General features: G+C 71.3%; 20 protein-coding genes. 10 read left to right on the top strand and 10 right to left on the bottom strand.

The window, feature by feature from the left end; translation table 11 throughout:
* The first annotated feature begins 1 nt into the window (after window position 1).
* The 3 genes from ACFC06_RS21305 to ACFC06_RS21295 all read left to right on the top strand — a co-directional run bounded on the left by ACFC06_RS21305 (window position 2) and on the right by ACFC06_RS21295 (window position 3,133).
* The gene (locus ACFC06_RS21305; RefSeq protein WP_375933807.1) at window positions 2-778 is read left to right on the top strand and encodes a glutaminyl-peptide cyclotransferase; all 777 of its coding nucleotides are present in this window, start codon (window positions 2-4) and stop codon (window positions 776-778) included.
* Window positions 779-845: 67 nt separating this feature from the next.
* Complete coding sequence (locus tag ACFC06_RS21300) at window positions 846-2,621, top strand: MFS transporter (RefSeq protein WP_375933804.1); 1,776 nt, start codon at window positions 846-848, stop codon at window positions 2,619-2,621.
* A complete protein-coding gene (locus ACFC06_RS21295) occupies window positions 2,618-3,133 on the top strand; it encodes a DUF2771 domain-containing protein (protein ID WP_375933801.1) in 516 nt (171 codons plus the stop codon). Before ACFC06_RS21300 ends, ACFC06_RS21295 begins: the two co-directional genes overlap by 4 nt.
* A gap of 40 nt (window positions 3,134-3,173) precedes the next feature.
* Here ACFC06_RS21295 and ACFC06_RS21290 read toward each other — a convergent pair whose 3' ends face one another.
* Complete coding sequence (locus ACFC06_RS21290) at window positions 3,174-3,593, bottom strand: cold-shock protein (RefSeq protein WP_375935683.1); 420 nt, start codon at window positions 3,591-3,593, stop codon at window positions 3,174-3,176.
* A 162-nt stretch (window positions 3,594-3,755) separates the two neighbouring features.
* Between ACFC06_RS21290 and ACFC06_RS21285 the strand changes: the two genes are divergently transcribed.
* Together ACFC06_RS21285 and ACFC06_RS21280 are read left to right on the top strand one after the other, a co-directional pair.
* Window positions 3,756-3,971 carry a hypothetical protein gene (locus ACFC06_RS21285; RefSeq protein ID WP_375933799.1) on the top strand — a complete coding sequence of 72 codons (216 nt, stop codon included), beginning with the start codon at window positions 3,756-3,758 and terminating at the stop codon, window positions 3,969-3,971.
* Window positions 3,972-4,304: 333 nt separating this feature from the next.
* Window positions 4,305-4,913 (top strand): transglycosylase family protein, encoded by a 609-nt coding sequence (locus ACFC06_RS21280; protein ID WP_375933796.1) that lies wholly within the window; start codon window positions 4,305-4,307, stop codon window positions 4,911-4,913.
* 66 nt (window positions 4,914-4,979) lie between these two features.
* Here the strand turns inward: ACFC06_RS21280 and ACFC06_RS21275 are convergent, their stop codons facing one another.
* Window positions 4,980-5,171: a hypothetical protein gene (locus ACFC06_RS21275; protein WP_278264671.1), complete on the bottom strand. Its 192-nt coding sequence runs from the start codon at window positions 5,169-5,171 to the stop codon at window positions 4,980-4,982.
* Between the two features lie 83 nt (window positions 5,172-5,254).
* Between ACFC06_RS21275 and ACFC06_RS21270 the strand changes: the two genes are divergently transcribed.
* Window positions 5,255-7,555: a helicase-associated domain-containing protein gene (locus tag ACFC06_RS21270; protein WP_375933792.1), complete on the top strand. Its 2,301-nt coding sequence runs from the start codon at window positions 5,255-5,257 to the stop codon at window positions 7,553-7,555.
* A gap of 288 nt (window positions 7,556-7,843) precedes the next feature.
* Here ACFC06_RS21270 and ACFC06_RS21265 read toward each other — a convergent pair whose 3' ends face one another.
* Window positions 7,844-8,359: a hypothetical protein gene (locus tag ACFC06_RS21265; RefSeq protein ID WP_375933790.1), complete on the bottom strand. Its 516-nt coding sequence runs from the start codon at window positions 8,357-8,359 to the stop codon at window positions 7,844-7,846.
* 77 nt (window positions 8,360-8,436) lie between these two features.
* Between ACFC06_RS21265 and ACFC06_RS21260 the strand changes: the two genes are divergently transcribed.
* Window positions 8,437-9,324: a hypothetical protein gene (locus ACFC06_RS21260; protein WP_375933787.1), complete on the top strand. Its 888-nt coding sequence runs from the start codon at window positions 8,437-8,439 to the stop codon at window positions 9,322-9,324.
* Here ACFC06_RS21260 and ACFC06_RS21255 read toward each other — a convergent pair whose 3' ends face one another.
* The 3 genes from ACFC06_RS21255 to ACFC06_RS21245 are packed head-to-tail and all read right to left on the bottom strand — an operon-like array spanning window position 9,325 to window position 13,119.
* Window positions 9,325-10,698, bottom strand: a complete 1,374-nt coding sequence (locus ACFC06_RS21255) for a M1 family metallopeptidase (protein ID WP_375933784.1) — start codon at window positions 10,696-10,698, stop codon at window positions 9,325-9,327.
* A 49-nt stretch (window positions 10,699-10,747) separates the two neighbouring features.
* Window positions 10,748-11,413, bottom strand: coding sequence for a DUF3239 domain-containing protein (locus ACFC06_RS21250; RefSeq protein ID WP_375933781.1), 666 nt, complete (start codon window positions 11,411-11,413; stop codon window positions 10,748-10,750).
* A gap of 38 nt (window positions 11,414-11,451) precedes the next feature.
* Entirely contained in the window at window positions 11,452-13,119 is a 1,668-nt protein-coding gene (locus tag ACFC06_RS21245; RefSeq protein ID WP_375933778.1) for a DNA repair helicase XPB, read from the bottom strand.
* A gap of 309 nt (window positions 13,120-13,428) precedes the next feature.
* Here ACFC06_RS21245 and ACFC06_RS21240 point away from each other — a divergent pair, with 309 nt between their 5' ends.
* Together ACFC06_RS21240 and ACFC06_RS21235 are read left to right on the top strand one after the other, a co-directional pair.
* Window positions 13,429-14,073 (top strand): LysE family translocator, encoded by a 645-nt coding sequence (locus ACFC06_RS21240; protein ID WP_375933775.1) that lies wholly within the window; start codon window positions 13,429-13,431, stop codon window positions 14,071-14,073.
* A gap of 330 nt (window positions 14,074-14,403) precedes the next feature.
* Complete coding sequence (locus ACFC06_RS21235; RefSeq protein WP_375935680.1) at window positions 14,404-14,997, top strand: trimeric intracellular cation channel family protein; 594 nt, start codon at window positions 14,404-14,406, stop codon at window positions 14,995-14,997.
* Window positions 14,998-15,074: 77 nt separating this feature from the next.
* Here ACFC06_RS21235 and ACFC06_RS21230 read toward each other — a convergent pair whose 3' ends face one another.
* Entirely contained in the window at window positions 15,075-16,253 is a 1,179-nt protein-coding gene (locus ACFC06_RS21230; RefSeq protein ID WP_375933772.1) for a pyridoxal phosphate-dependent aminotransferase, read from the bottom strand.
* A 174-nt stretch (window positions 16,254-16,427) separates the two neighbouring features.
* Between ACFC06_RS21230 and ACFC06_RS21225 the strand changes: the two genes are divergently transcribed.
* Window positions 16,428-16,643, top strand: a complete 216-nt coding sequence (locus tag ACFC06_RS21225; RefSeq protein ID WP_278264679.1) for a hypothetical protein — start codon at window positions 16,428-16,430, stop codon at window positions 16,641-16,643.
* A gap of 52 nt (window positions 16,644-16,695) precedes the next feature.
* On the opposite strand, the gene sigJ is transcribed toward ACFC06_RS21225, so the two are convergent.
* The 3 genes from sigJ to ACFC06_RS21210 are packed head-to-tail and all read right to left on the bottom strand — an operon-like array spanning window position 16,696 to window position 21,409.
* Window positions 16,696-17,577: an RNA polymerase sigma factor SigJ gene (sigJ, locus tag ACFC06_RS21220; RefSeq protein WP_375933769.1), complete on the bottom strand. Its 882-nt coding sequence runs from the start codon at window positions 17,575-17,577 to the stop codon at window positions 16,696-16,698.
* Window positions 17,578-17,636: 59 nt separating this feature from the next.
* On the bottom strand, window positions 17,637-20,588 hold the full coding sequence (locus tag ACFC06_RS21215) for an ATP-dependent helicase C-terminal domain-containing protein (RefSeq protein WP_375933766.1): 2,952 nt from the start codon (window positions 20,586-20,588) through the stop codon (window positions 17,637-17,639).
* A gap of 32 nt (window positions 20,589-20,620) precedes the next feature.
* Window positions 20,621-21,409 carry a helix-turn-helix domain-containing protein gene (locus ACFC06_RS21210; RefSeq protein ID WP_375933763.1) on the bottom strand — a complete coding sequence of 263 codons (789 nt, stop codon included), beginning with the start codon at window positions 21,407-21,409 and terminating at the stop codon, window positions 20,621-20,623.
* Window positions 21,410-21,446: the final 37 nt, after the last annotated feature.

Here is a 21,446-nt window from a genome sequence, read left to right as displayed (position 1 = left end):
TATGAAGTGCAATCGGAGTTCGTTGGCCGTCGTAGTGCTGGTCAGCCTGCTCGGCGTGGGGGCGTGTAGCGGTCCCGGCGACGGCGCGCCGCAGCGGCTGCGGGTGGAGGTGATCGGCTCGTCACCGCACGATCCACGGGCCTTCACCCAGGGGCTCGAGGTGGTCGACGGGGTCCGCTACGAAAGCACCGGCATGTGGGGCGTGTCGAGCGCGCGGGCCGCCGATCAGGCGACCGGTTCCGAGACCGCGCGGGTCGATCTGCCGGGCCGCCTGTTCGCCGAGGGGATGACCAAGGCGGGCGACATCGTCTGGCAGCTCACCTGGCAGGACGAGATCGCCATCGCCCGCGATCCGGTCACGCTGGCCGAGATCCGCCGGGTCGGTTACCCGGGCGAGGGGTGGGGCCTGTGCGCGCAGCCGGACCGGCTGATCATGTCCGACGGCACGCCGAAACTCACCTTCCGCGACCCGGTGACCTTCGCCGAGACCGGCTCGGTGACCCTGACCGGCTACCGCGACCCCAAACCCAACGAACTCGACTGCGCCGCCGACGGCACCGTCTACGCCAACAACTACCCGACCGACGAGATCCTGCGGATCGATCCCGGCACCGGCCGGGTGACCGGGGTGATCGAGGCCGGCGGGCTGCTCACCACCGAGGAACGCCAACGCACCGATGTGCTCAACGGCATCGCGCAGCTGCCGGGCACCGACCGCTTCCTGCTCACCGGCAAGTACTGGCCGCACCTTTTCGAGGTCCGTTTCGTCCCGAAATAGCACGCTGTGTCCGACACCGCCGCGCCGCGAGTGAACGCCTGTCGCCCGCGTGCGACAGAATTGGACTGTGACTACGCCCCGCGAACCATCCGGTCCCGACCGTGGTCGCCGGGACGGCACCGCCGCGGGCGCCCCGCCCGGCCGACACCCCGGCTTCGGGCAGTACCCGCCCCGCGCGGGCGACCCGGAACCGCGGCGCGCCCCGCGCAAGGTCTTCCCCCGCCCCGATCCCCCGACGGCCCGCTTCCGGGGCGGAGGCCGCGAGGACGACGCCCCCACCAGCGACTTCCGCAAGCCCGACCCGCGCCCGATCGATCCGGGCCCGCCGCGCACCCGCCCGCTCCCCCGGCCCGACGACGCGGCCGAGCCCGAGGAGATCCGGCAGCGCGTTCCGCGCAAGCTGACCGTCACCCGGGTCGCCGCCATGCGCAGCCGCGAACTCACCGAGCGCGGCATCGCCACCTTCCAGCGCGCCGCCAAGGCCGACGGCGCCGACCAGTCCGGCCTGACCGCGCTCACCTACGCCACGATGGCCAATTTCGCGCTCGACGCCGCGATCGCCGTCGCCCTGGCCAACACGCTGTTCTTCGCCAGCGCCACCGCCGAGTCGAAGGTGAAGGTGGCGCTGTATCTGCTGATCACCATCGCCCCCTTCGCGATCATCGCCCCGCTGATCGGGCCGCTGCTGGACCGGCTGCAACGCGGCCGCAGGCTGGCCCTGGCCACCACCTTCGGGTTGCGCGCGGGGTTCGCGGTGCTGCTCATCTTCAATATCGACACCTGGGGTCTGTATCCGCTGGCCCTGTGCATGATGGTCGGCTCGAAATCGTTCGCGGTGCTCAAGAGCGCGGTCACCCCGCGCGTGCTGCCACCCGATATCGACCTGGTCCGCACCAACTCCCGGCTGACCGTGTTCGGCCTGGTCGGCGGCACCATCGGCGCGGGCGCGCTGGCCGCGCTGGCCGCCCTGATCGCCGATTCCACCGGCGCGCTGATCTTCGCCGTCGCCATCGCGCTGACCGGCGCGTATCTGAGTCTGCGGATTCCGTCCTGGGTCGAGGTGACCGAGGGCGAGGTGCCCGCCACGCTGAGCTATCACGGGTCCGACGCGCGCACCGAGGTGCTCGATCCGGGCGAGCTGTCGGCCGTGCCGGCCAGGAAACGCCGTCAGCCGCTGGGGCGCGCGGTGGTCACCGGGCTGTGGGGCAACAGTTCCATCCGGGTGCTCACCGGTTTCCTGACCTTCTACATCGCCTTCGTCGCCAAGGGCTCGGGCGGCAGTCCCACCGAGCAGGCGGCGATGCTGGCCGCGGTCGGCGCGGCGGCGGGCTTCGGCAATTTCGGCGGCAATGCCACCGGCGCCCGGTTGCCGCTGGGCAGGCCGTCGCTGGTGGTGCTCGGCTGCACCGCCGCGTGCGCGGGAGTGGCGCTGTTCGCGGTGTTCACCGGCAATCTGTTCGGGGCCGTGTTCGCCGCGCTGGTGGCCTCGGCGGCCAGCGCGCTGGCCAAGGTCTCCCTCGACGCGGCCATCCAGGACGACCTGCCGCCGGAGTCGATCGCCTCCGGTTTCGGGCGTTCGGAGACGGTGCTGCAGCTGAGCTGGGTGGTCGGCGGCGCGGCCGGTGTGCTGCTGCCGATCGAGTTCTGGAAGGGTTTCGCGGTGATCAGTGTGGTGCTGGTGGCCGGGCTCGTGCAGACCTTCGCCAGCTACACCGGACATTCGCTGCTGCCGGGTCTGGGCGGAAACCGCCCGCAGCACGCCGAGCAGGAAGTACCGACAACCCATCCGTTCCGGGCAGGTCCCGGCACGGTTCCGCGAGGGACAGGAGACCCCATCCGGTGAGCAAGCTCAACGTTCGCACGACCCTGGCCCTGGCCGCGGCGGGCCTGCTGGCCGTCGCCGTGGTGACGGCCGTATGGGTCGGGATCGCGGCGTCGAAGGCACCCGCCTACCAGCCCCAGATCACCGCGTACGCCTACGGCGAGACCGTCACCGTGGAGCCGTTCATGTACTGCACGGTCCGGATGGAGGACTGCCGCTACGGCGAGACCACCCCGCTGACGGTGCCCTCGGGCCTGCCGGTGCAGCTCTCGCTGCCCGAAAAGATCTCCGGGTCGCCGTGGCTGATCCAGCTCATCTACCAGCGCCCCTCCGGCGAGCAGGTCGACCGCGTGCTGAGCTTCGCCGACTTCCCCGACGGCGCCCGCGCCATCACCGTCGACTCCCAGCCCGAACCCGACCTGCGCCTGGTCGGCATCGAGGTCCAGCTCCCGATCCTGGCCCGCGACACCGCGACCGGCCGCGAGACCTACATCCCGCACGCGGCCTGGTCGATCGTCACCCCGGAGCCGTGAGACAGCTCGGCCCCGGACAGCGGTCCGGGGCCGATTCGTCTCAGTGGTCGAGTTCGCGGGCGACCGCGCGCACGACCTCGGAGATGCGCTGGGAGAGCTTGCGATCCGGGTACTTGCCGCGGCGCAGGTCCGGCTGGACCTTCGTCTCGAGCAGCGTGATCATGTCCTCGACGAGGCCGTGCAGCTCGTCGGGCGACTTGCGCGGCCCGGCGTCCTTGCGGGCGGGCGCCGACGAGCGCTCACCGCGCACGCTGGGCGGCGCCTCGAGCAGCTTGAGGCTCAGCGCCTGCGGACCACGACGACCCGCGGCCATGCCGAACTCGACGCGCTGCCCGGGCTTGAGCCCTTCGACACCTTCGGGCAGCGCGGAGGAGCGGACGTAGACGTCCTCGCCCTCGTCTTGGGAAAGGAAGCCGAAGCCCTTTTCGACGTCGTACCACTTCACCCGGCCGGTCGGCACTGCGCTCACCCGTTCATCGTCATTCGGCACCCGAACCCCTGCGGTTCGAGTCGGTCCTGCGTTGTCGCGAAAAGAACGCGCCCCACAACATGGCGGGACGCGATGTGCTCAGAGTCTACCCCGGTGGCTATACCGCGAGCACATCAGTTTTACGGTGCACCAGTGACCAACTCACCTCGGCGTCGAAGCGATCGCCTGCTGCAACTGGCCGTCGCCCTGTTCGGGATCGGCATCCTGGCGGTGATCGGCATCTTCGTGTGGTCGATCGTGTCCGACAGCGAGCCGGGCCTGTGGCTGTACCTGCTCGCCATGCTCGCCCCGGTCGGTTTCCTGCTCGCACTGGTGTTCGCACTGTGGTCGGGACGCCGGGCCCGCTAAACATGTGACCTTCGTCACATAACAGCGGGATAACGAACTGAGCGTGCAACCGTCGCGAACACCCGGCGTGCCGACTACCAGCGCGGACGCCTCGGGGATCACCCTGAGACCACCCCGAGACACCCCGGAACCCGCCGGTTACCAAATAGTGACTTTCGCCGCTGGGCGTCGTACCGTTTCTGGCAGCCGGGGCAAACCCCGGAACCACCGGCCCGCCGCACCGAACCTCACCCCGCGGGTACCGGACCCCGATTGGAATCAGGGGTGAGGGCGGACCGGGAGACCTCTCAGTCCGGACCACATGCAGGTGCGCACGAGAGGAAGAAACCCGATATGAGTGGACGCCACCGCAAGCCGACTTCCACCGGGCGCACTGCTGCCAAGGTCGCCGTCACCGGCGCGATCTTCGGCACCGCAGCCGCGGCCCTCGCCGGAAACGCCAGCGCGGCCCCCGACTCCGACTGGGATCGCCTCGCGCAGTGTGAAGCCGGCGGCAACTGGGGTATCAACACCGGCAATGGCTACCAGGGCGGACTGCAGTTCTCCCCCTCCACCTGGAACGCACACGGTGGTGGCGAGTACGCCGCCACAGCCAACCAGGCCACCCGCGAACAGCAGATCGTGGTCGCCGAAAAGGTTCTCGCTTCCCAGGGTTGGGGTGCCTGGCCCTCCTGCTCGGCTCAGCTCGGCCTGAGCAGCGGCCCGACCGAGCGCATCGCGCCGTCGTCCCCGAGCTGGGTCCCCGAGGTCAGCGTCCCGCAGGTGCAGGACCCGAGCCAGGAAGTCTTCCAGGCCGTGGACCGCGCCCTCGAGGTCGTGCAGCAGCAGGGCATCGCCGTGCCCCAGCAGGCGCTCGACTTCGTCGCCAACGCCAAGGGTTCGCAGCTGGACCCGGCCGTGATCGACTTCTTCCAGGCGAACAAGGGCCTGCTGCCCTCCTGATCGCCCCCGCAGACAACAAGAGCCCGCATCCTCGAAGGATGCGGGCTCTTGTCTTTCCCGTCCGATTTACACCCGGTTGATGGTGGTCTGCGGGTGCACGTAGGGCAGCTGCGAGGCCGGGACGGGAAACTCGGTCTCCTCGCCGAAGGGCGAGAGGTTACCGGCGCGGGTCGACGACAGTTCGGTCACGGCGTGCTCGCCGTCGGCCACCTGCGGCCAGCCGTTGTCGACGTAGGGTTTCTTCGATTTGTTCACCACGGCCTCATTCTGGCACATGTGGCACCGGGCTCGATCGCGGCTGGCACAGCAGCTTCTCGGCCGCGAACGGTAAGCTTTATCCGATGATCGCGACGGACTCCCTCGCCGACTGGCTCGGTGCGCGTACCGACGCCCAGCTGGTGAAACTGCTGCAGTTGCGGCCCGATCTGGCGGTGCCGCTGCCCGCCTCGATGTCGGTGCTCGCGGTGCGCGCCCAGCAGCGCGCCTCGGTGCTGCGTGCCGCCGACGATCTGGACACGCTGGAGTTCGCGATCATCGAGGCGCTCGCCGCCAACGACGACGCCCGCACCATCGGCACCGCGCTCACCCCGCTCACCCGCGCGACCCTGCACGCGCAGCTCAAGGACCGGGTCACCAAGACCGCCTTCACCGCGGCGCTGACCAGGCTGCTCGACCGCGCGCTGGTCTGGCAGACCGGCGACGACCTGCACGTCACCCCGTCGGCGGTGGAGGCCCTGCCCTGGCCGCTGGGCGCCACCACCGCGCTGCCCGACGCGCTCACCGAACCCGAGGCGAATGCCGCGCTGGCGCAGGCGAGTCCGCCCGAGCGCGCGCTGCTGGAGAAACTGGCCACCACCGGCCCGCGCGGCCGCACCCGCGACGCCGCACCGGGCGCCCCCGCCGACCGTCCGGTGCAGCGGCTGCTGGCCGCGCGGCTGCTGCACCGGATCGACGACGAGACCGTGGAACTGCCGGTGACGGTGGGTCAGCTACTGCGCGGCGAACCCGTCACCGACCCGCACGCGCTGGCCCCGCCCAAGCCGTCACCGGTCAAGAATCCGCCCGCCGAGGTGAACGCGGTCGGCGCGGGCGAGGTGGGCGAGCTGCTGCGCGACTGCGCGGATCTACTCGAGGCACTGGGCAAGCTGCCCGCCCCCGCCCTGCGCGCGGGCGGGCTCGGCGTGCGCGAACTGCGCAGGCTGGCCAAGCAGACCGGCGTCGACGAACAGCGCACCGGCCTGCTGCTCGAGCTGCTCGCCGCGGCCAAGCTGGTCGAGAAGGGCCTGCCGGAGCCGCCACCGGATCTCGACACCACCGACGACTTCTGGGCCCCGACCCCCGCCGCCGACGCCTGGTCCGATGCTCCGCCCGCCACCCGCTGGGTGGTGCTCGCCCAGGCCTGGCTGGAACTGGACCGGATGCCGTGGATGATCGGCCTGCGCGACGCCGCCGACAAGCCGATCGCGGCCCTGTCGGCCGAGCTGCGGATTCCGCACGCCGTGCGCGACCGGCACGCGATCCTCGCGCTGCTGGCCGAGTTCCCCAGCGGCAGCGCCCTCACCCCCGCCGAGATCGGCAAGCTGCTGGCCTGGCGGATGCCCCGGCGGCGCAGGCACTTCCGGCTCGACGCGGTGACCGCGACGCTGGCCGAGGCCGCCACCGTGGGCCTGCTCGGGCGCGGTGCGCTGGATTCGGCGGCCCGCGCGCTGCTGCACGGCGCCGACACCAGCGTCGCCGACGCCGAGGCGGAGATGGCGGCCGCGCTGCCCGAACCGGTCGATCACGTGCTGGTGCAGGCGGATCTGACGGTGATCGCGCCCGGTCCGCTCGTCCCCGAACTGCACGGCCGGATCGCGCTGGTGGCCGATGTGGAATCGGCGGGGGCCGCCACGGTCTACCGGGTCGGTGACGCCTCGGTGCGCCGCGCGCTCGACGCGGGCCTGACCGCCGCCGAACTGCACGCCCTGTTCGCCACCCACTCGCGCACCCCGGTCCCGCAGTCGCTGACCTACCTCATCGACGATGTCGCCCGCCGCCACGGCCAGCTCCGCGCCGGGATGGCCCAGTCCTTCCTGCGCAGCGACGATCCCGCCCTGCTCGCCCAGGTCCTCGCCGCTCCGGTCGCCGAGACACTGGCCCTGCGCGCCATCGCCCCCACCGTCGCCATCGCCCAGGCCCCCCTCGGCGAACTCCTCGAGCAGCTGCGCGCGGCCGGTTTCGCCCCCGCGGGCGAGGATTCCGGCGGCGCCATCGTCGACCTGCGCCCACGCGGCGCCCGCATCGCCGTGCGCCCGCTGGCCCGCAGGCCCTATCGACCGAGCTCGCCCAGCGAGACCCAGCTGGCCCAGCTCGTCACCGAACTACGCGCGGGCGAGCGCGCCGCGGGCGCCCGCACAGGCCAGTCGGTCCGCAGCGACGGCACCCGCACCGGCACCGCCGCCACCCTCGCCCTGCTACAGCTGGCCGCCCGCGTCCGCCGCCCCGTCAACATCGCCTACGTCGATGCCCAGGGCGTAGCCACCCAACGCGTCGTGGAACCCCTCCGAGTCGGCAACGGCCAACTCGACGCCGTGGACCCCGTCACCGGCGCCACCCGCCACTTCACCCTCCACCGAATCGCCTCGGTAGCCCTCCTGGACTGAAGCCCCAAACACCCGACCACACTCCCAGCCACACCGCACACCCAGAATCCGCCATGACCGCACTCCCAACCCCGCACCCGCGACCCCGAGGAGCGGCGGCCACGAAGTGGCCGGTCGCGGCCGGGCCGCCGGTCAGGCGCCGTTGCGTACGCGACGAAGGAGCAAGCAACGGTGCCTGACCGGCGGCCCTTTGGGGCCGCGACCTCGAGCGCGCCAGCGCTCCAACAAACACAGCCCTGTACACAACCCCGGGCAAGTAAACCCCGGGTCCCGCCCCCCGAAAATCCCCTACGGCTTAGCCAAGCAGAACGTGGTCTTCGGGTCGGGGACGGTTCGGAACTGGGTGGCGTCGGCGCCGCAGAGCAGCTCGTCGGTCTCGCCGTCGATCCGCTTGACCACCTTGAACGACGCCTCCGGGGCCGTACAGGCGATCGACTCGGCCGGGCGCGTTCCCGCGTCCGTGTAGCACTGGCCTTCGGCGAAGTTCGGGGTCAGGCACAGTCCGGTCTTGGTGTCGCCGACGGTTCCGTTGAAGGTGGCCGCGTCGGCGTCGCAGTCCAGTGGCGCGGCGCCGGTGGAGGCGATGCGGTAGGCGGCGGCGCTCGACGAGCAGTCGGCGACGGTGGCCACCATCGCGTCGGCGGTGTTGTCGGTGACCTGCACGCACGAACCGGCCGCGACCGCACCGGCCGAGGTGGACGAGTCGTCACCGGAGGAGCAGGCCACGACCGCTCCGACCAGCGCGACCGTGGCGACGGGGGCGAACACGAGCCGTGCCAGCAGTCGCTTTCCTGGGATGAACACTGAAAACCTCACTCACCGAACGGTTCAGGCAGATATGACCGCCGGTGACGATACCCAAGGCCGCTACCATGGGGGAGATGAGCATCGACGATGCCGCGGCCGAGCTGTACGGGCTCGACCCCGGCGAGTTCGTCTCCACGCGCACCGAGCGCGCCGCCCAGGCCCGCGCGGACGGCGACCGCGAGCTCGCCGCCGCGATCACCGCCCTGCGCAAACCCACCGTCGCCGCCTGGACGGTGAACCTGCTGGCCCGCGACGCCCCCGCCGAGATCGCCGCCCTGCTCGACCTCGGTGACGCCCTGCGCGCGGCCCAGCGCCAGCTCTCCGGCACCGAGCTGCGCGCCCTGGGGACCCAGCGCCAGCAGGTGGTGAACGCGATGACCAAGCGCGCGGCAGAACTGTCCGCTGAGCACGGCCGCACCGCCACCGAACAGACCCTGCGCGAGGTCGGCCAGACCCTCACCGCAGCGCTCGCCGATCCGGAGGTGGCCGATCAGATCCGCACCGGGGTACTTCCGGCCACGGTCACCTACGAGGGTTTCGGTCCGGCGGGCCTGGTCGCGATCACGGGCGGGAAAGGTCGCACCGAGTCCGGCCGTTCCACCGGTAGTGGCAAGGCGGGCAGCAAAGCCGCCCGCCCCGAGAAACGGACCGGGGAGGAGATCGCCGCCGCCCGCCGCGCCGAGGCGCAACAGGAACTCGACGACGCCGAAGCCGGCCTCGAATCCGCCCGCGCCGACCGCGACGAAGCCGAATCCACCGCCGCTGAGGCGAAATCCGCTCTCGCCGCCGCCGATGACCGCGTCGCCCAGCTCCGCGCCGACCTCGAACACGCCGAACAGCAACGCCATTTCGCCCAGACCGCCGAGCACCGCGCCCGCGGCGAACTCACCGCCGCCCGAAGCCAGTTCGACAGGATGCGACGCTGGGCCGACCGGGCCCGCGCCCGCCTCGACGAATCCTGATCAGCCGCCCAGCGTGCCGGGGTACAGGAACGCGTCGCGCGGCGCCCGCGTGCCGTCCAGCCATTCGGCCAGGAAGTCCTTCAGCGGCATCGAGGTGCGTGTCTGCAGGAACTCCCGGAACTCCGGCATCGAGGCGTGCCCGTCGCGGTGGGCGGTGACGAAGTCCTTCAGGGCGGCGAAGAAGACGTCCTCGCCGATCAGCTTGCGCAGGGCGTGCAGGAACAGCGGCCCCCGGTAGTAGACCGAGGTGAACTCGTTGCCCACCCCGGGATCGGCCAGCGCGTACTCCCAGAACTCGGTGTCGTCGCGGTACTTGCCGACCGTCTCGCGGTATTTGGTGTCCACGTCGGCCCCGTCGATCCGTTCGATCCACAGGTAGTCGGCGGTGTAGCTGGCGAAGCATTCGTTGAGGCAGATGTCGGACCACTGCCGCACCGACATGGTGTCGCCCCACCACTGGTGGGCCAGTTCGTGCACCACGGTGTTGAGGTCGGTCCACGGCGCGTAGGTGGGCCGGGTCTGGGTTTCCAGCGAGAACGGGATCTCGGCGTCGACGTAGATGCCACCGGCGACCTCGAACGGGTAGGGCCCGTAGAGGTTTTCGAGGAAGTCGAGGATCTCCGGCACCCGTTGTTCGTCCTCGCGATTGTGCTCGGACTCCGGCGCGAAGGCGCTCAGCACGGGCGTGCCGTCGGGGCGCCGGTTCTCCAGGAAGGTGAAGTGGTCCACGGCCATCGTGGTGAGGTAGCCGATCACGGGCTGTCTGGTCTCCCAGGTGGTGAGCAGTTTCCCGTCGCGCACCTCGTGCCGGGTGCGCGCACCGGTGGACATCACCTCCCACCCGTCGGGCACCGAGGCACGCAGGGTGAAGGTCGCCTTGTCCAGGGGTGTGTCGTTGAGCGGATACCAGCTGCTCGCGCTGTGCGGCTGGCCCACGGCGAAGGCGCCGCCGCTGGGCGCGTAGGTCCAGCCCTCGCCCTCGGTGTCGGCCACCTCGCCCGCGTAGTCGACGACGATGCGCAGCGGCAGCCCGGCGGGCAGCGGCAGCAGCGGCGTCACCACCAGCTCGTGCTCACCCTCGCGCGCGAACCCGGCGGGCTGCCCGTTGACGGTCACCATCCGCACCTCGGGCCCCCGGAAGTCCAGATTGAACCGGGCCAGCGGCTGCACGGCCCTGGCCTCGATCCCGGCGGTGCCGCGCAGCTGATGGGTCGGCGGGTCGTAGTCGACCGCGAGATCGTAGTGGCTCACGTCGTAACCGCCGTTGCCGTCGAGCGGGTAGTACGGGTCGCCCACCCCGGGCGCGCCGATCAGCGCCGGGTCCGCCGCCGCCGGTCCCGTTCCCAGCACCAGCAGCGCGAACGCCGCGCACACCCCCGCCGGCCATCGCCTCGCACGGACGCTCTTCCCCGGTCCGGCCACGTCAGCCCAGGTCGTCGGGCAGCTGGTGGGGGTCGAGCAGGAGGCGTTTGGTGGCGGTGCGCTTGACGCGGGCGGCCAGGGCGAGGTTCTCGGCCAGCAGCCGCCATTCGATCTCGGTGATGGCGGCGGCCGCGCGGTCGATGACGTCCTGGTCGCGCGTCCCCCAGGCGATCGGCATCGCGGTGACGAGCTGCCAGCGCTCCCCCACCTGCCGGGGCGCGCGATCGGTGCGCACCGCGACCGCGGGCACCCGCTCACCCCGCCGCGGCGCGTGCCCGGGCAGCGCCCGCACCTTGCGGGTGATCAGCGCCCAGCTGCGCGTGGTGGCGGTGGGCTCGGCGATGTCGACCAGGGCGAGCAGCACGATCCCCGACGGCTCGGACTCGGTGACCACGGCGGGCACCAAAGGCCCGTCCTGGTACAGCTTTTCGATGCTGGAGCGGTGCGGCGTCCACAGCGCCACCCACAGCGCGATGATCGCGGCGAGCACACACACCACCGCCAGCAGATATCCCCAGGCCTGCCCGCTCCACACCAGCGCGACCGTGGCCGCGACGGCGAGTCCCGCCACGAGCAGGGCCAGCAGGCGCAGCCTGCGTAACCCGGTGAACGTCTCGTTGACCGCATGAGCGTGCTCTCGGTCGACCACGAATTCGAAGCGGCGCACAGTTGCCACCGTACCCCGCCCCGACCTGGGGATGAGCGCTACGCGCCGTCACCGATCGGCGGTCCGAGCAGATCATCGGCATCGGTGATGCGATACGCATACCCCTGTTCGGCCAGAAAACGCTGCCGGTGCGCGGCGTATTCGGCGTCGAGGGTGTCGCGGGCGACCACCGAGTAGAAATGCGCCTGTCCCCCATCCTGTTTGGGCCGCAGCAGCCTGCCCAGGCGCTGCGCCTCCTCCTGCCGCGAACCGAAGGTGCCCGAAACCTGCACCGCCACCGAGGCTTCCGGCAGATCGATGGAGAAGTTGGCCACCTTGCTCACCACCAGCACGGGGATCTCCCCGGACCGGAACGCGTCGAAGAGCGCCTCACGCTCCTTGTTCTTGGTCGCACCGGTGATGACCGGGGCGTTCAGGTCGATCCCGAGTTCCTCGAGCTGGTCGAGATAGGCGCCGATCACCAGCGTCGGCGCACCCTTGTGCCGCTCGAGAATCGACTCCACCACCGGGATCTTGGTGCGCGCGGTCGAGCACAGCTTGTAGCGCTCCTCCGGCTCGGCGGTCGCGTACGCCATCCGCTCGGCGTCGGTCAGGGTGACCCGCACCTCCACGCAGTCGGCGGGCGCGATCCAGCCCTGGGCCTCGATGTCCTTCCACGGCGCGTCGTAGCGCTTGGGGCCGATCAGCGAGAACACGTCGCCCTCGCGGCCGTCCTCACGCACCAGCGTGGCGGTGAGACCGAGCCTGCGCCGGGACTGCAGATCGGCGGTCATCCGGAAGACCGGCGCGGGCAGCAGATGCACCTCGTCGTAGATCACCAGGCCCCAGTCGCGGCTGTCGAACAGCTCCAGATGCTTGTACTCACCCTTGGACTTGCGGGTGATCACCTGATAGGTGGCGATGGTGACCGGCCGGATCTCCTTGCGCTCACCGGAGTACTCGCCGATCTCGTCCTCGGTCAGCGTGGTGCGCGCCAGCAGCTCACGCCGCCACTGCCTGCCCGCCACCGTATTGGTGACCAGGATCAACGTGGTCGCCTTGGCCTTGGCCATCGCGGCGGCCCCGACCATGGTCTTGCCCGCGCCACACGGCAGCACGACCACCCCCGACCCGCCCGCCCAGAACGAGTCGGCGGCCATCTCCTGATAGTCGCGCAGGTGCCACTTGCCCTCGGTGTAGTCCAGGCCGATGTCGTGCGCCTCACCGTCGACATAACCGGCCAGGTCCTCGGCGGGCCAGCCGATCTTGAGCAACATCTGCTTGATGTGACCGCGCTCGGACGGGTGCACGACGATCGTGTCGTCGTCGATGCGCGCACCCAGCATGGGCGCGATCTTCTTGTGCCGCAGCACTTCCTCGAGCACCGCGCGATCCAGGCTGACCAGGCACAACCCGTGCGCGGGATGCTTCACCAGCTGCAACCGGCCGTAGCGGCCCATGGTGTCGACGATGTCGACCAGCAGCGGCTGCGGCACCGCGTACCGCGAGAAACTCACCAGCGCGTCCACGACCTGCTCGGCATCGTGACCGGCCGCCCGCGCGTTCCACAGCGCCAGCGGCGTGATCCGGTAGGTGTGCACATGCTCGGGCGCGCGCTCGAGCTCGGCGAACGGCGCGATGGCCTGCCGTGCGTTGCCCGCCAGCTCGTGGTCGACCTCGAGCAGCAGGGTCTTGTCGCTCTGGACGATCAACGGCCCGTCGGTCACAACCTGCTCCTGTGTTTATTGGCGGCTGGTGCCGCGGGTTTTCGGCCCTGTGAGCCTCGCATCCGAGGGGCGATACTTCGGCTTCGCCGTTACGTCTCGCCCCTCGGATGCGAGGCGGCCGAAAACCGTGGTGGGTGCGTTGGGTGGGTACGTGAGGGCGGTGGTGGTTCCTTTTGCCGCCTTGTTCGATTGTACGGACTTGCACCGACACGACCTGGGGGTTCGTTTCGGGCGGACGCGGTGCCAGGCGGTCCAGCGGGTGGCGACTGGACCGCGACAGACCGGGCACGACCAGGTCAGACTCGGTGCATGTTGCAGACGACGGCGGTACTCGGGGTGGGCGCGGCCGCGCTCGGGATGGTGCTCACGCCGGGGCCGAACATGATGTATCTGGTGTCGCGGACGGTCGCGCAGGGGCGGCGGGCCGGGTTGATCTCGCTGGGCGGGGTGGCCGCCGGGTTCGGGGTGTATCTGCTGGCCGCCACGGCGGGGATCACCGCCGTGTTCGCCGTGGTGCCCGGCCTGTATCTGGCCGTGAAGCTGGCGGGTGCGGGCTATCTGCTCTGGCTGGCCTGGCAGGCATTGCGCCCGGGCGGAGTCTCGGTGTTCGCCCCGGCGGACCTGCCCCACGACCCGGCTCGCCGCCTGTTCACCATGGGCCTGGTCACCAACCTGCTCAACCCCAAGATCGCCATCATGTACATGGCCCTCATCCCCCAGTTCGTCGACCCGGCCCGCGGCGCCCTCTGGCTCCAGAGCCTGTCACTGGGCGCGGTCCAGATCACCGTCGCCCTCACCGTCAACGCCCTCATCGTCCTCACCGCCGCCACCCTCGCCGCCTTCCTCACCACCCGCCCCGGCTGGCTGCGCACCCAGCGCTACCTCATGGGCACCGCCCTGGGCACCATCGCCGTCCTGCTCGCCACCGACCGCACCCGCCCCACCCCGGCCTGACCCCTCGACCGCCACCCTCTCGGTTCGCCCGGTAGCGACGCCGCCCCGACGGGCATCAGGGCCCACCTGCTCACCCCGCCGCGATGCCGGACTACACCGGCGGCGGCACCCACCTGCTCACCCACTATGTCGCCATGTCGGCACGACCGGTGCGACGCGCCGGGGCGTGGGTGGCGGCGCGGTGACGCGGCGGGCGTGTCAGTCTGCTCGGGAGCCGGTGTGAAGGAGTGAGCGGTGAGTGGTGGCGTGCTGGTGACGGCGGTCTTGGCCGGGCCGTCGGTGACCGAGCTGGATTCGGCGGTGACGGCGGTGCATCGCGGTGGCGAGCTGATGGGGGTGATCTCGTTCGCGGCCTCGGGTGCGCTGGTCGCGGTGCGCAAACGCCTCGACCTGTTCGGGATAGCGGTGCTCGCCATCGCGACCGCGCTCGGCGGCGGCATCGTGCGCGACCTGCTCATCGGCCGCACCCCGCCCGCCGCGTTCACCGACCTCACCTACCTGTGCGCGGCCCTGCTCACCGCCCTGGTGCTGTTCTTCATCGCGCCCTCCCCGCGCCTGACCAAGGGCCCACTCGAGATCGCCGACGCCATCGGCCTCGGCCTGTTCTGCGTGACCGGCACGGTGATCGCCTACTCCGCCGACGTCGGCGCCCCCACCGCCGCGCTGCTCGGCATGACCACGGCCATCGGCGGCGGCGTCCTGCGTGACGTGCTCAGCGGCGAGGTCCCCAGCGTCCTACGTCCCGACCAGGACCTCTACGCCATCCCCGCCCTCTTCGGCGCCGCCACGACGGCCGCCCTGCTCCACTTCGACCTCTACCACGCCTGGACCGGCTTGCTCGCCGCCGCGGGCGCCATCGGCTTCCGCCTGCTCGCCCGCCACTACCAGTGGCACGCCCCCTTGGCCCGCCACGCCCGCGACTGACTCCGCCCGGCACCGTCCGCGCACGGCCGACTCAGCGACCCCACGCCCCGGAGCATCCCGCACCGAGGCGCGCGTGCTCAGCCGACCGCGATCCCCGCACGCAACCGCCGCACTCCCTCATCGATGGTCTCGTCGCGCTTGCTGAAGGTGAAGCGCACCAGGTGTTTCCAGTCCTCGGCATGATCGGCGAACACACTCACCGGCACCGCCGCGACCCCGAGCCGGGCCGGGAGCTCGCGGCAGAAGGCGAGGCCGTCGGTCGCGCCGAGCGGGCGGATGTCCGCGCACACGAAGTAGCCGCCGGAACTCGCGTGTACGCCGAACCCGGTGTCGCGCAGGGCAGCCGAGAGCCGCAGCCGCTTGTCGGAGAGCCCGTCACGCAGTGCCAGCACCCACTCGTGCTCAGCGGTGATCGCGTGCGCGACGGCGGGCTGGAACGGCCCGCCACCCACGAAGGTGAGGAACTGCTTGGCCGCGAGCACCCCGTCGAGCAGCGGCGCGGGCGCGCACACCCAGCCGATCTTCCACCCCGTCACATTGAAAGTCTTGGCCGCACTGGACACCACGACGGTGCGCTCCCGCATGCCCGGCAGCGTGGAGATACTGACGTGCTCCACACCGTCGTAGACGAGATGCTCGTAGACCTCGTCGGCCAGCACCAGCAGATCGTGTTCACATGCCAGCTCGGCGATGGCCGCCAGATCGTCGCGATCCAGCACCGATCCCGTCGGATTGTGCGGCGAATTCACCACCACCATGCGGGTTTTCGGAGTGATCGCGGCGCGCAGGCTGTCGCGGTCGAGCACGAAGCGGTCCCCGTCGGGCACCAGCCGGGCGGTGCGCCGCTGCGCCCCGGCCAGCGCGACCGAGGCGGCGTAGGAGTCGTAATAGGGCTCGATGAGTACCACCTCCTGCCCCGGCTCCACCAGCCCGAGCACCGCGGCACTGATCGCCTCGGTGGCTCCGACCGTCACCAGCACCTCGGTCGCCGGGTCGTAGGCGGTGCCGTAGCGGCGGGCCCGATCATCGGCGACGGCCTGGCGCAGGACCGGCATCCCGCGCCCCGGCGGGTACTGGTTGAGCCCGTCGGCGATGGCCGCGCGCGCCACCTCGAGCATGCCCGCGGGCCCGTCGGTATCCGGGAAGCCCTGGCCCAGATTGACCGCGTCGTGGCGCAGGGCCAGCTCGGTCATCTCGGCGAAGATCGTCGATCCGAACGGGCGCAAACGGGCGACAGTGGGTGTTTCCGGCGACATCCCCGCAGCGTATCCCACTTTTCCCCGACGTTGCCGAACGATAGCGAACACCTATGTTTCACAAACGTTTTACCCGTTTGACCTGCACTATTGTGCGTTGACCCAACCTCAGCTAGCCTCGCCGTGTTCTACCTCACACACCACATCGTGGTGGTATATCGAAAGGGGCTCCCTATGGCCTCACCCTTGCTCGACTTCATCGTGCACCCGGCCGCGTCGGAGGTCGCCGGTTCGGCACTGCAGTTCATCCACGATCATCTGATCGCCAACCCGATCGTCGACTACTTCACCGGTTCGGCGACCCCGGACAACAACATGGGTTCCTCGACAGGCGATTTCAACCTCGGCTCGTCGACCGGAAACCACAACTGGGGCTCCACCTACCCCTAGACCCGGCTGTGCGCGTCGGACCGGATCGCGCGGGTCCGGTCCGATGTCGCCGTCAGCGCAGCCGCGCGCCCGACAGCTTCGCCACATTGGCGAAATCATAAGCGGCCCAGATCTTTTCCTCGTGCACCGTGAAGCCGAGTACCCGTACCGGCCGCCCGAACGGCGAGTTCGGGTCGGTGAGCACGAGCCCCGATTGCCCGTTCACCGTGGCGGACCCCAGTTCCAGCGCCTGCTCGGCGAGATGCCTGCGCCACAGTCCCAGCGCCAGACGGGCGATCGTGTCCACTCCCGCGACGACATCCAGTGCCGTCTCGATGGTGCCGCCCGCGTCGCCCGCGAAGGTCGCCGCCGGATGCAGGCTCGCCGCGACCCCGTCGACATCACCCGCCGCCAGCGCGGCCAGGAAGCGCTGTACCGCCGCGTCGTGCACGTCATCGCTGGTGGGTGCCGGTGCCACGGCCCGCCGCCCGACCGCCAGGGCTTCCCCCACCGCCTCGCCCGGCATGTCGAGAATCGCGCCGATCTCCTCGATCGGCACACCGAACCCGTCGTGCAGCACCAGCGCGACCCGCTGCGGCGGGGTCAGCGCCTCGAGCGCCACCATCGCCGCCAGCCTGCACCGCACATCCCGCGCCACCGGATCCAGCGGCCCCACACCATCGCCGGTGACGATCGGCTCCGGAAGCCACTGCCCCACATAGCTTTCCCGGCGCACGGCCGCGCTGCGCAGATGATCGACACAGATCCGCGCGACGACTGTCGTGAGCCAGGCCCGCAGATCATCGATCTCCGACTGGTGCACCCCCGCCATCCGCAGCCAGCTCTCCTGCACGGCGTCCTCGGCGTCGCCGACGCTTCCGGTGAGCCGGTAGGCGACCGAAAGCAGATGCGCTCGATGCGATTCGAACAGGTCGGCGAGAAGTGGGGAAACCATCGCGGCCGATCCTACGGAGGACACCCCGCGCCTCCCCGACCACCCCGTGTGCCGCCCGATCAGTTCTCGCGGGCTCGGCGGGCGGTGCCTCGGTGGGGGACGACGGTGGTGGGGTCTTCGGGCCAGGCGTGTTTGGGGTAGCGGCCGCGGAGGTCGGCGCGGACCTGGGGCCAGCCGTTGCGCCAGAAGGACGGGAGGTCGGCGGTGACGGCGACGGGGCGCTGGGCCGGGGAGAGCAGGTGGAGCAGGAGGTTGGCGCGGCCGTCGGCGAGGGTGGGTGGGGTGGTCCAGCCGAAGATCTCCTGGACCTTGACCGCCAGGACGGGCTGGTCGGCGCTGTAGTCGAGGCGCACACGGCTGCCGGAGGGGACCTCGAGGCGTTCGGGGGCGAGCTCGTCCAGGCGGGCGGACTCCGGCCAGGGCAGCAGGCGGCGCAGGGCGGTGCCCGCGTCGATGCAGGTGAGATCGGCGCGGCGGCGCACGGTGGTGAGGTCGGGGGCGAGCCAGCGGTCGAGGTCGGCCAGGAGGGTGTCGTCGTCGACGGCGGGCCACGGGGCGCCGAGGGTGCGGTGCAGGAAGGCGAGACGTTCCCGCAGGCCGCGGGCGTCGTCGTCCCAGCGCAGGAGCTGGAGTCCCTCCGCGCGCAGGCCCTCGCGGACGGCGCGGTCCAGCGCTAACGGATCAGGTTGGCGCAGTGGCTTTTCCGACAGCACGATCGCCCCGAGCCGTTCCACCTGCCGGGCGACCACCGCACCGGATTCCCAGTGCACTTCCTCGGCCCGCGTCACCAACCCCGGCGCCGCCTCCCGCGCGAGATCCTCATCCGCGATGGCCGCCAACCGGATACGCCCTTCGGCCCGTCCCGGATCACGATCGGCCACCGCCACCGCCAGCCACTCCGCCTCGGCCAGCCCGGACCCCGGCGGCAAGGTCACCGCGGTACCGCCGGCCATGAGGTACGACGTCCCACCGGGCCGCCGCCGGGCCAACCGCTCCGGCTGCGCCAACGCGATCATCAACGCCGCGATCTCGTGCACCCCGCGCGCCGAATCCCCGGAAGCGGTCCGGCTCTCCGAGTGAGCGGTCCGGCTCTCCGAGTGAGCGGTCCGGCTCTCCGAGTGAGCGGTCCGGCTCTCCGAGTGCCCGGCAGGAACACCGCCCGACCTCACTGCGCCGACCGGTGTTCCAGCGTCCGCCGGAACGGAAGCGGCATTCGGCCCACTGTCCGCGCCGAGCAATCGGACCAGTCGTTGCGCCTCCTTGGTCCAGCGCGGCGGACGTTCGGAGCGCAGGGCGCGGAGGGCGGCGGCCGCGTCGGCGGTGTGGGCCAGGGAGTCGTCGTCCATCAGCACCACCATTTCGGCGGCGGCGCGAGGACCGACGTGGGCGGCGCCGTCGAGAAGAGCGCGGGCCAGGCGGGGATGCAGGCCGAGGGCGGACATGGCGCGCCCGCGGTCGGTGACGCGATCCGACGCGTCGAGGGCGCCGAGCGCGCGCAGGACGGCGCGACCCGCGGCCAGACCACCTTCGGGCGGTGCGTCCCACCAGGCCAGACCCGAACCGTCGGGCGTGCCCCAGCACGCCAATTCCAGTGCGAGCCGGGTGAGTTCGGCGGTACGGATCTCCGGCTCGGGATAGGCGGGCAGCGTCTGATGCTCGTATTCGGGCCAGCACCGCCAGGCCCGGCCGGGCGCCTCACGACCGGCCCGCCCCGCCCGCTGCTCGGCCACCGCCGCCGAAACCCGTACGGTCGCAAGCCCGGACAGCCCACGCCGATGATCGATCCGCGGCACCCGCGACAGACCCGAGTCCACCACGGCCCGCACCCCGGGCACGGTGAGACTGGATTCGGCCACCGCCGTGGACAAGACGACCCGCCGCCGCACCCCCGGCCGCAAGGCGGTGTCCTGCACCGAACTCCCCAGCCGCCCGTGCAGCGGCACCACATCGACACCATCGAGATCCCGCAACAACCCCGCCGTCCGATTGATCTCCCCGACACCGGGCAGGAACACCAGCACATCCCCCTCGGTACCGGCCAACGCGGCCCGCACACCCCGCGCCACCTGCGCCTCGACCCGCTCCCGCGTCAACGCCGGAAGATACTCCACCTCAACGGGATACGCCCGCCCCCGCACCTCGAGCACCGGACACCTCCCCGGCTCACCGGCCGACCCCACGTCCACCCCGCGTCCGCCCGCCACAGCCCTCGTCCCCGCCTGCACATCGGCGCCCTCCCCCGACCCGGCCGCGCTACCAGCGCCCTCGCCCGACCCAGCGGCGACCTCCCCCGACCTGGCCTGCACATCGGCGCCCTCCCCCGACCCGACCGCGCTACCAGCGCCCTCGCCCGACCCAGCGGCGACCTCCCCTGACCTGGCCTGCACATCGGCGCCCTTGTCCGACCCGACCGCTCTATCAGCGCCCCCACCAGACCCCGCCGACCCGTCAACGCCCTGCCCCGGTCCGACCTGCCCATCGACCTCGCCACCCTGCCCGAGCAGCGCGGCGAGACGCCCCGCCGCGACGGTGGCCGACGTGGCGAGTACCCGGAGATCCGGTCGCAGCCCGGACCGCGCGTCCAGCAGCAACGCCAGCAGTAGATCCGCGTCGAGGTGCCGCTCATGGCATTCGTCGAGCACCACCGTGCCGACTCCGGGCAGCTCCGGGTCCTGCTGCAATCGCCGCACGAGCAGCCCCGAGGTCACCACCTCGATCCGCGTTCGGGCTCCCACCTTGCGATCCCCGCGCACCGCGTAGCCGACGGTCTCGCCCACCCGTTCGCCGAGCAGCGCCGCCATCCGTGCCGCCGCGGCCCGCGCGGCCAGCCGACGCGGTTCGGCGACCACGATCCGCCCCTCGCTCGCGGCGGCCAGCGCCAAGGGCACCAGCGTCGTCTTCCCGGTCCCCGGCGGCGCGACCAGCACCGCGACCCCACGTCCGGCCAGCGTCTCGACGATCTCGTCCAGCGCGGGCCGCACCGGCAGATCGGGCAGTTCAGGCAGCTTCATCACCCACCAGTCTCCCCTGCTGCGCCGATGTCCTACTCGTCACCTCGGTGCCCCGGCCGGAAGAATCGCCGGGTCGCGAGATCGGCGGGGAGATACGCCTCGATCGCGACCTCCTCCAGCGCCACCTCGAAGGCCGCGCCGAGCGTGGTGACGGTATTGACGAAGCTGAGCTCGGCCCCTCGGAACGCGAGCCGGATGACCAGCGCGACCTCGGCGGGGTCCGGTGTCCCCGGCTCGGGCGTGGGCCCGTAGGCGACCAGTTCCTCGTGCAACGCGTGCAGCCGAGGATCACCACTGCGGGCGGCTTGGTGGGCGAGCCTGGGCAGCAGGTACGCACGCACTTCGTCCAGATTGCGAAGGCGGCGCGCGAGCCCGTCGGGGTGCAGACCCAGCCGCATCATATTGATCGGCGGACGCGTCAGCTCCGGGGCCGCACCCTCCAGGAAGACCTCCACCGCGCTGTTGGCCAGCACGAGGTTCCATCGCCGGTCCACCGCGAGCGCGGGATACGGTTCGTGGGCCAGCAGCACCTGCTGCACGGTCTCGCGCGCCCGCGCCAGATCCGGCCGGTCCAGCGGTCGCGCACGGAAGACCGGCGCGTGCCCGGCCGCCACCAGCAGCCGGTTGCGCTCACCGACCGGCACATCGAGCCGATCGGCCAGATGCAGCACCATCGCGCTGCTCGGCACGGTCCGCCCGGTCTCGACGAAACTGAGATGCCGCGCCGACACCTCCGCCGCGATGGCCAGATCCAGCTGACTCAACCCCCTGCGCCCGCGCCACTCCCGCAGTAGTTCACCGACCGATCGTTCCCGGGTCATCCCCCGAGTCTGCGCCGCCCCGCCCCCGGCAGCCACT

The sequence above is a fragment of the Nocardia sp. NPDC056064 genome (assembly GCF_042266925.1).
Taxonomy (GTDB): Bacteria; Actinomycetota; Actinomycetes; order Mycobacteriales; family Mycobacteriaceae; genus Nocardia.
This window is presented reverse-complemented; position numbering and strand designations above follow the sequence as displayed.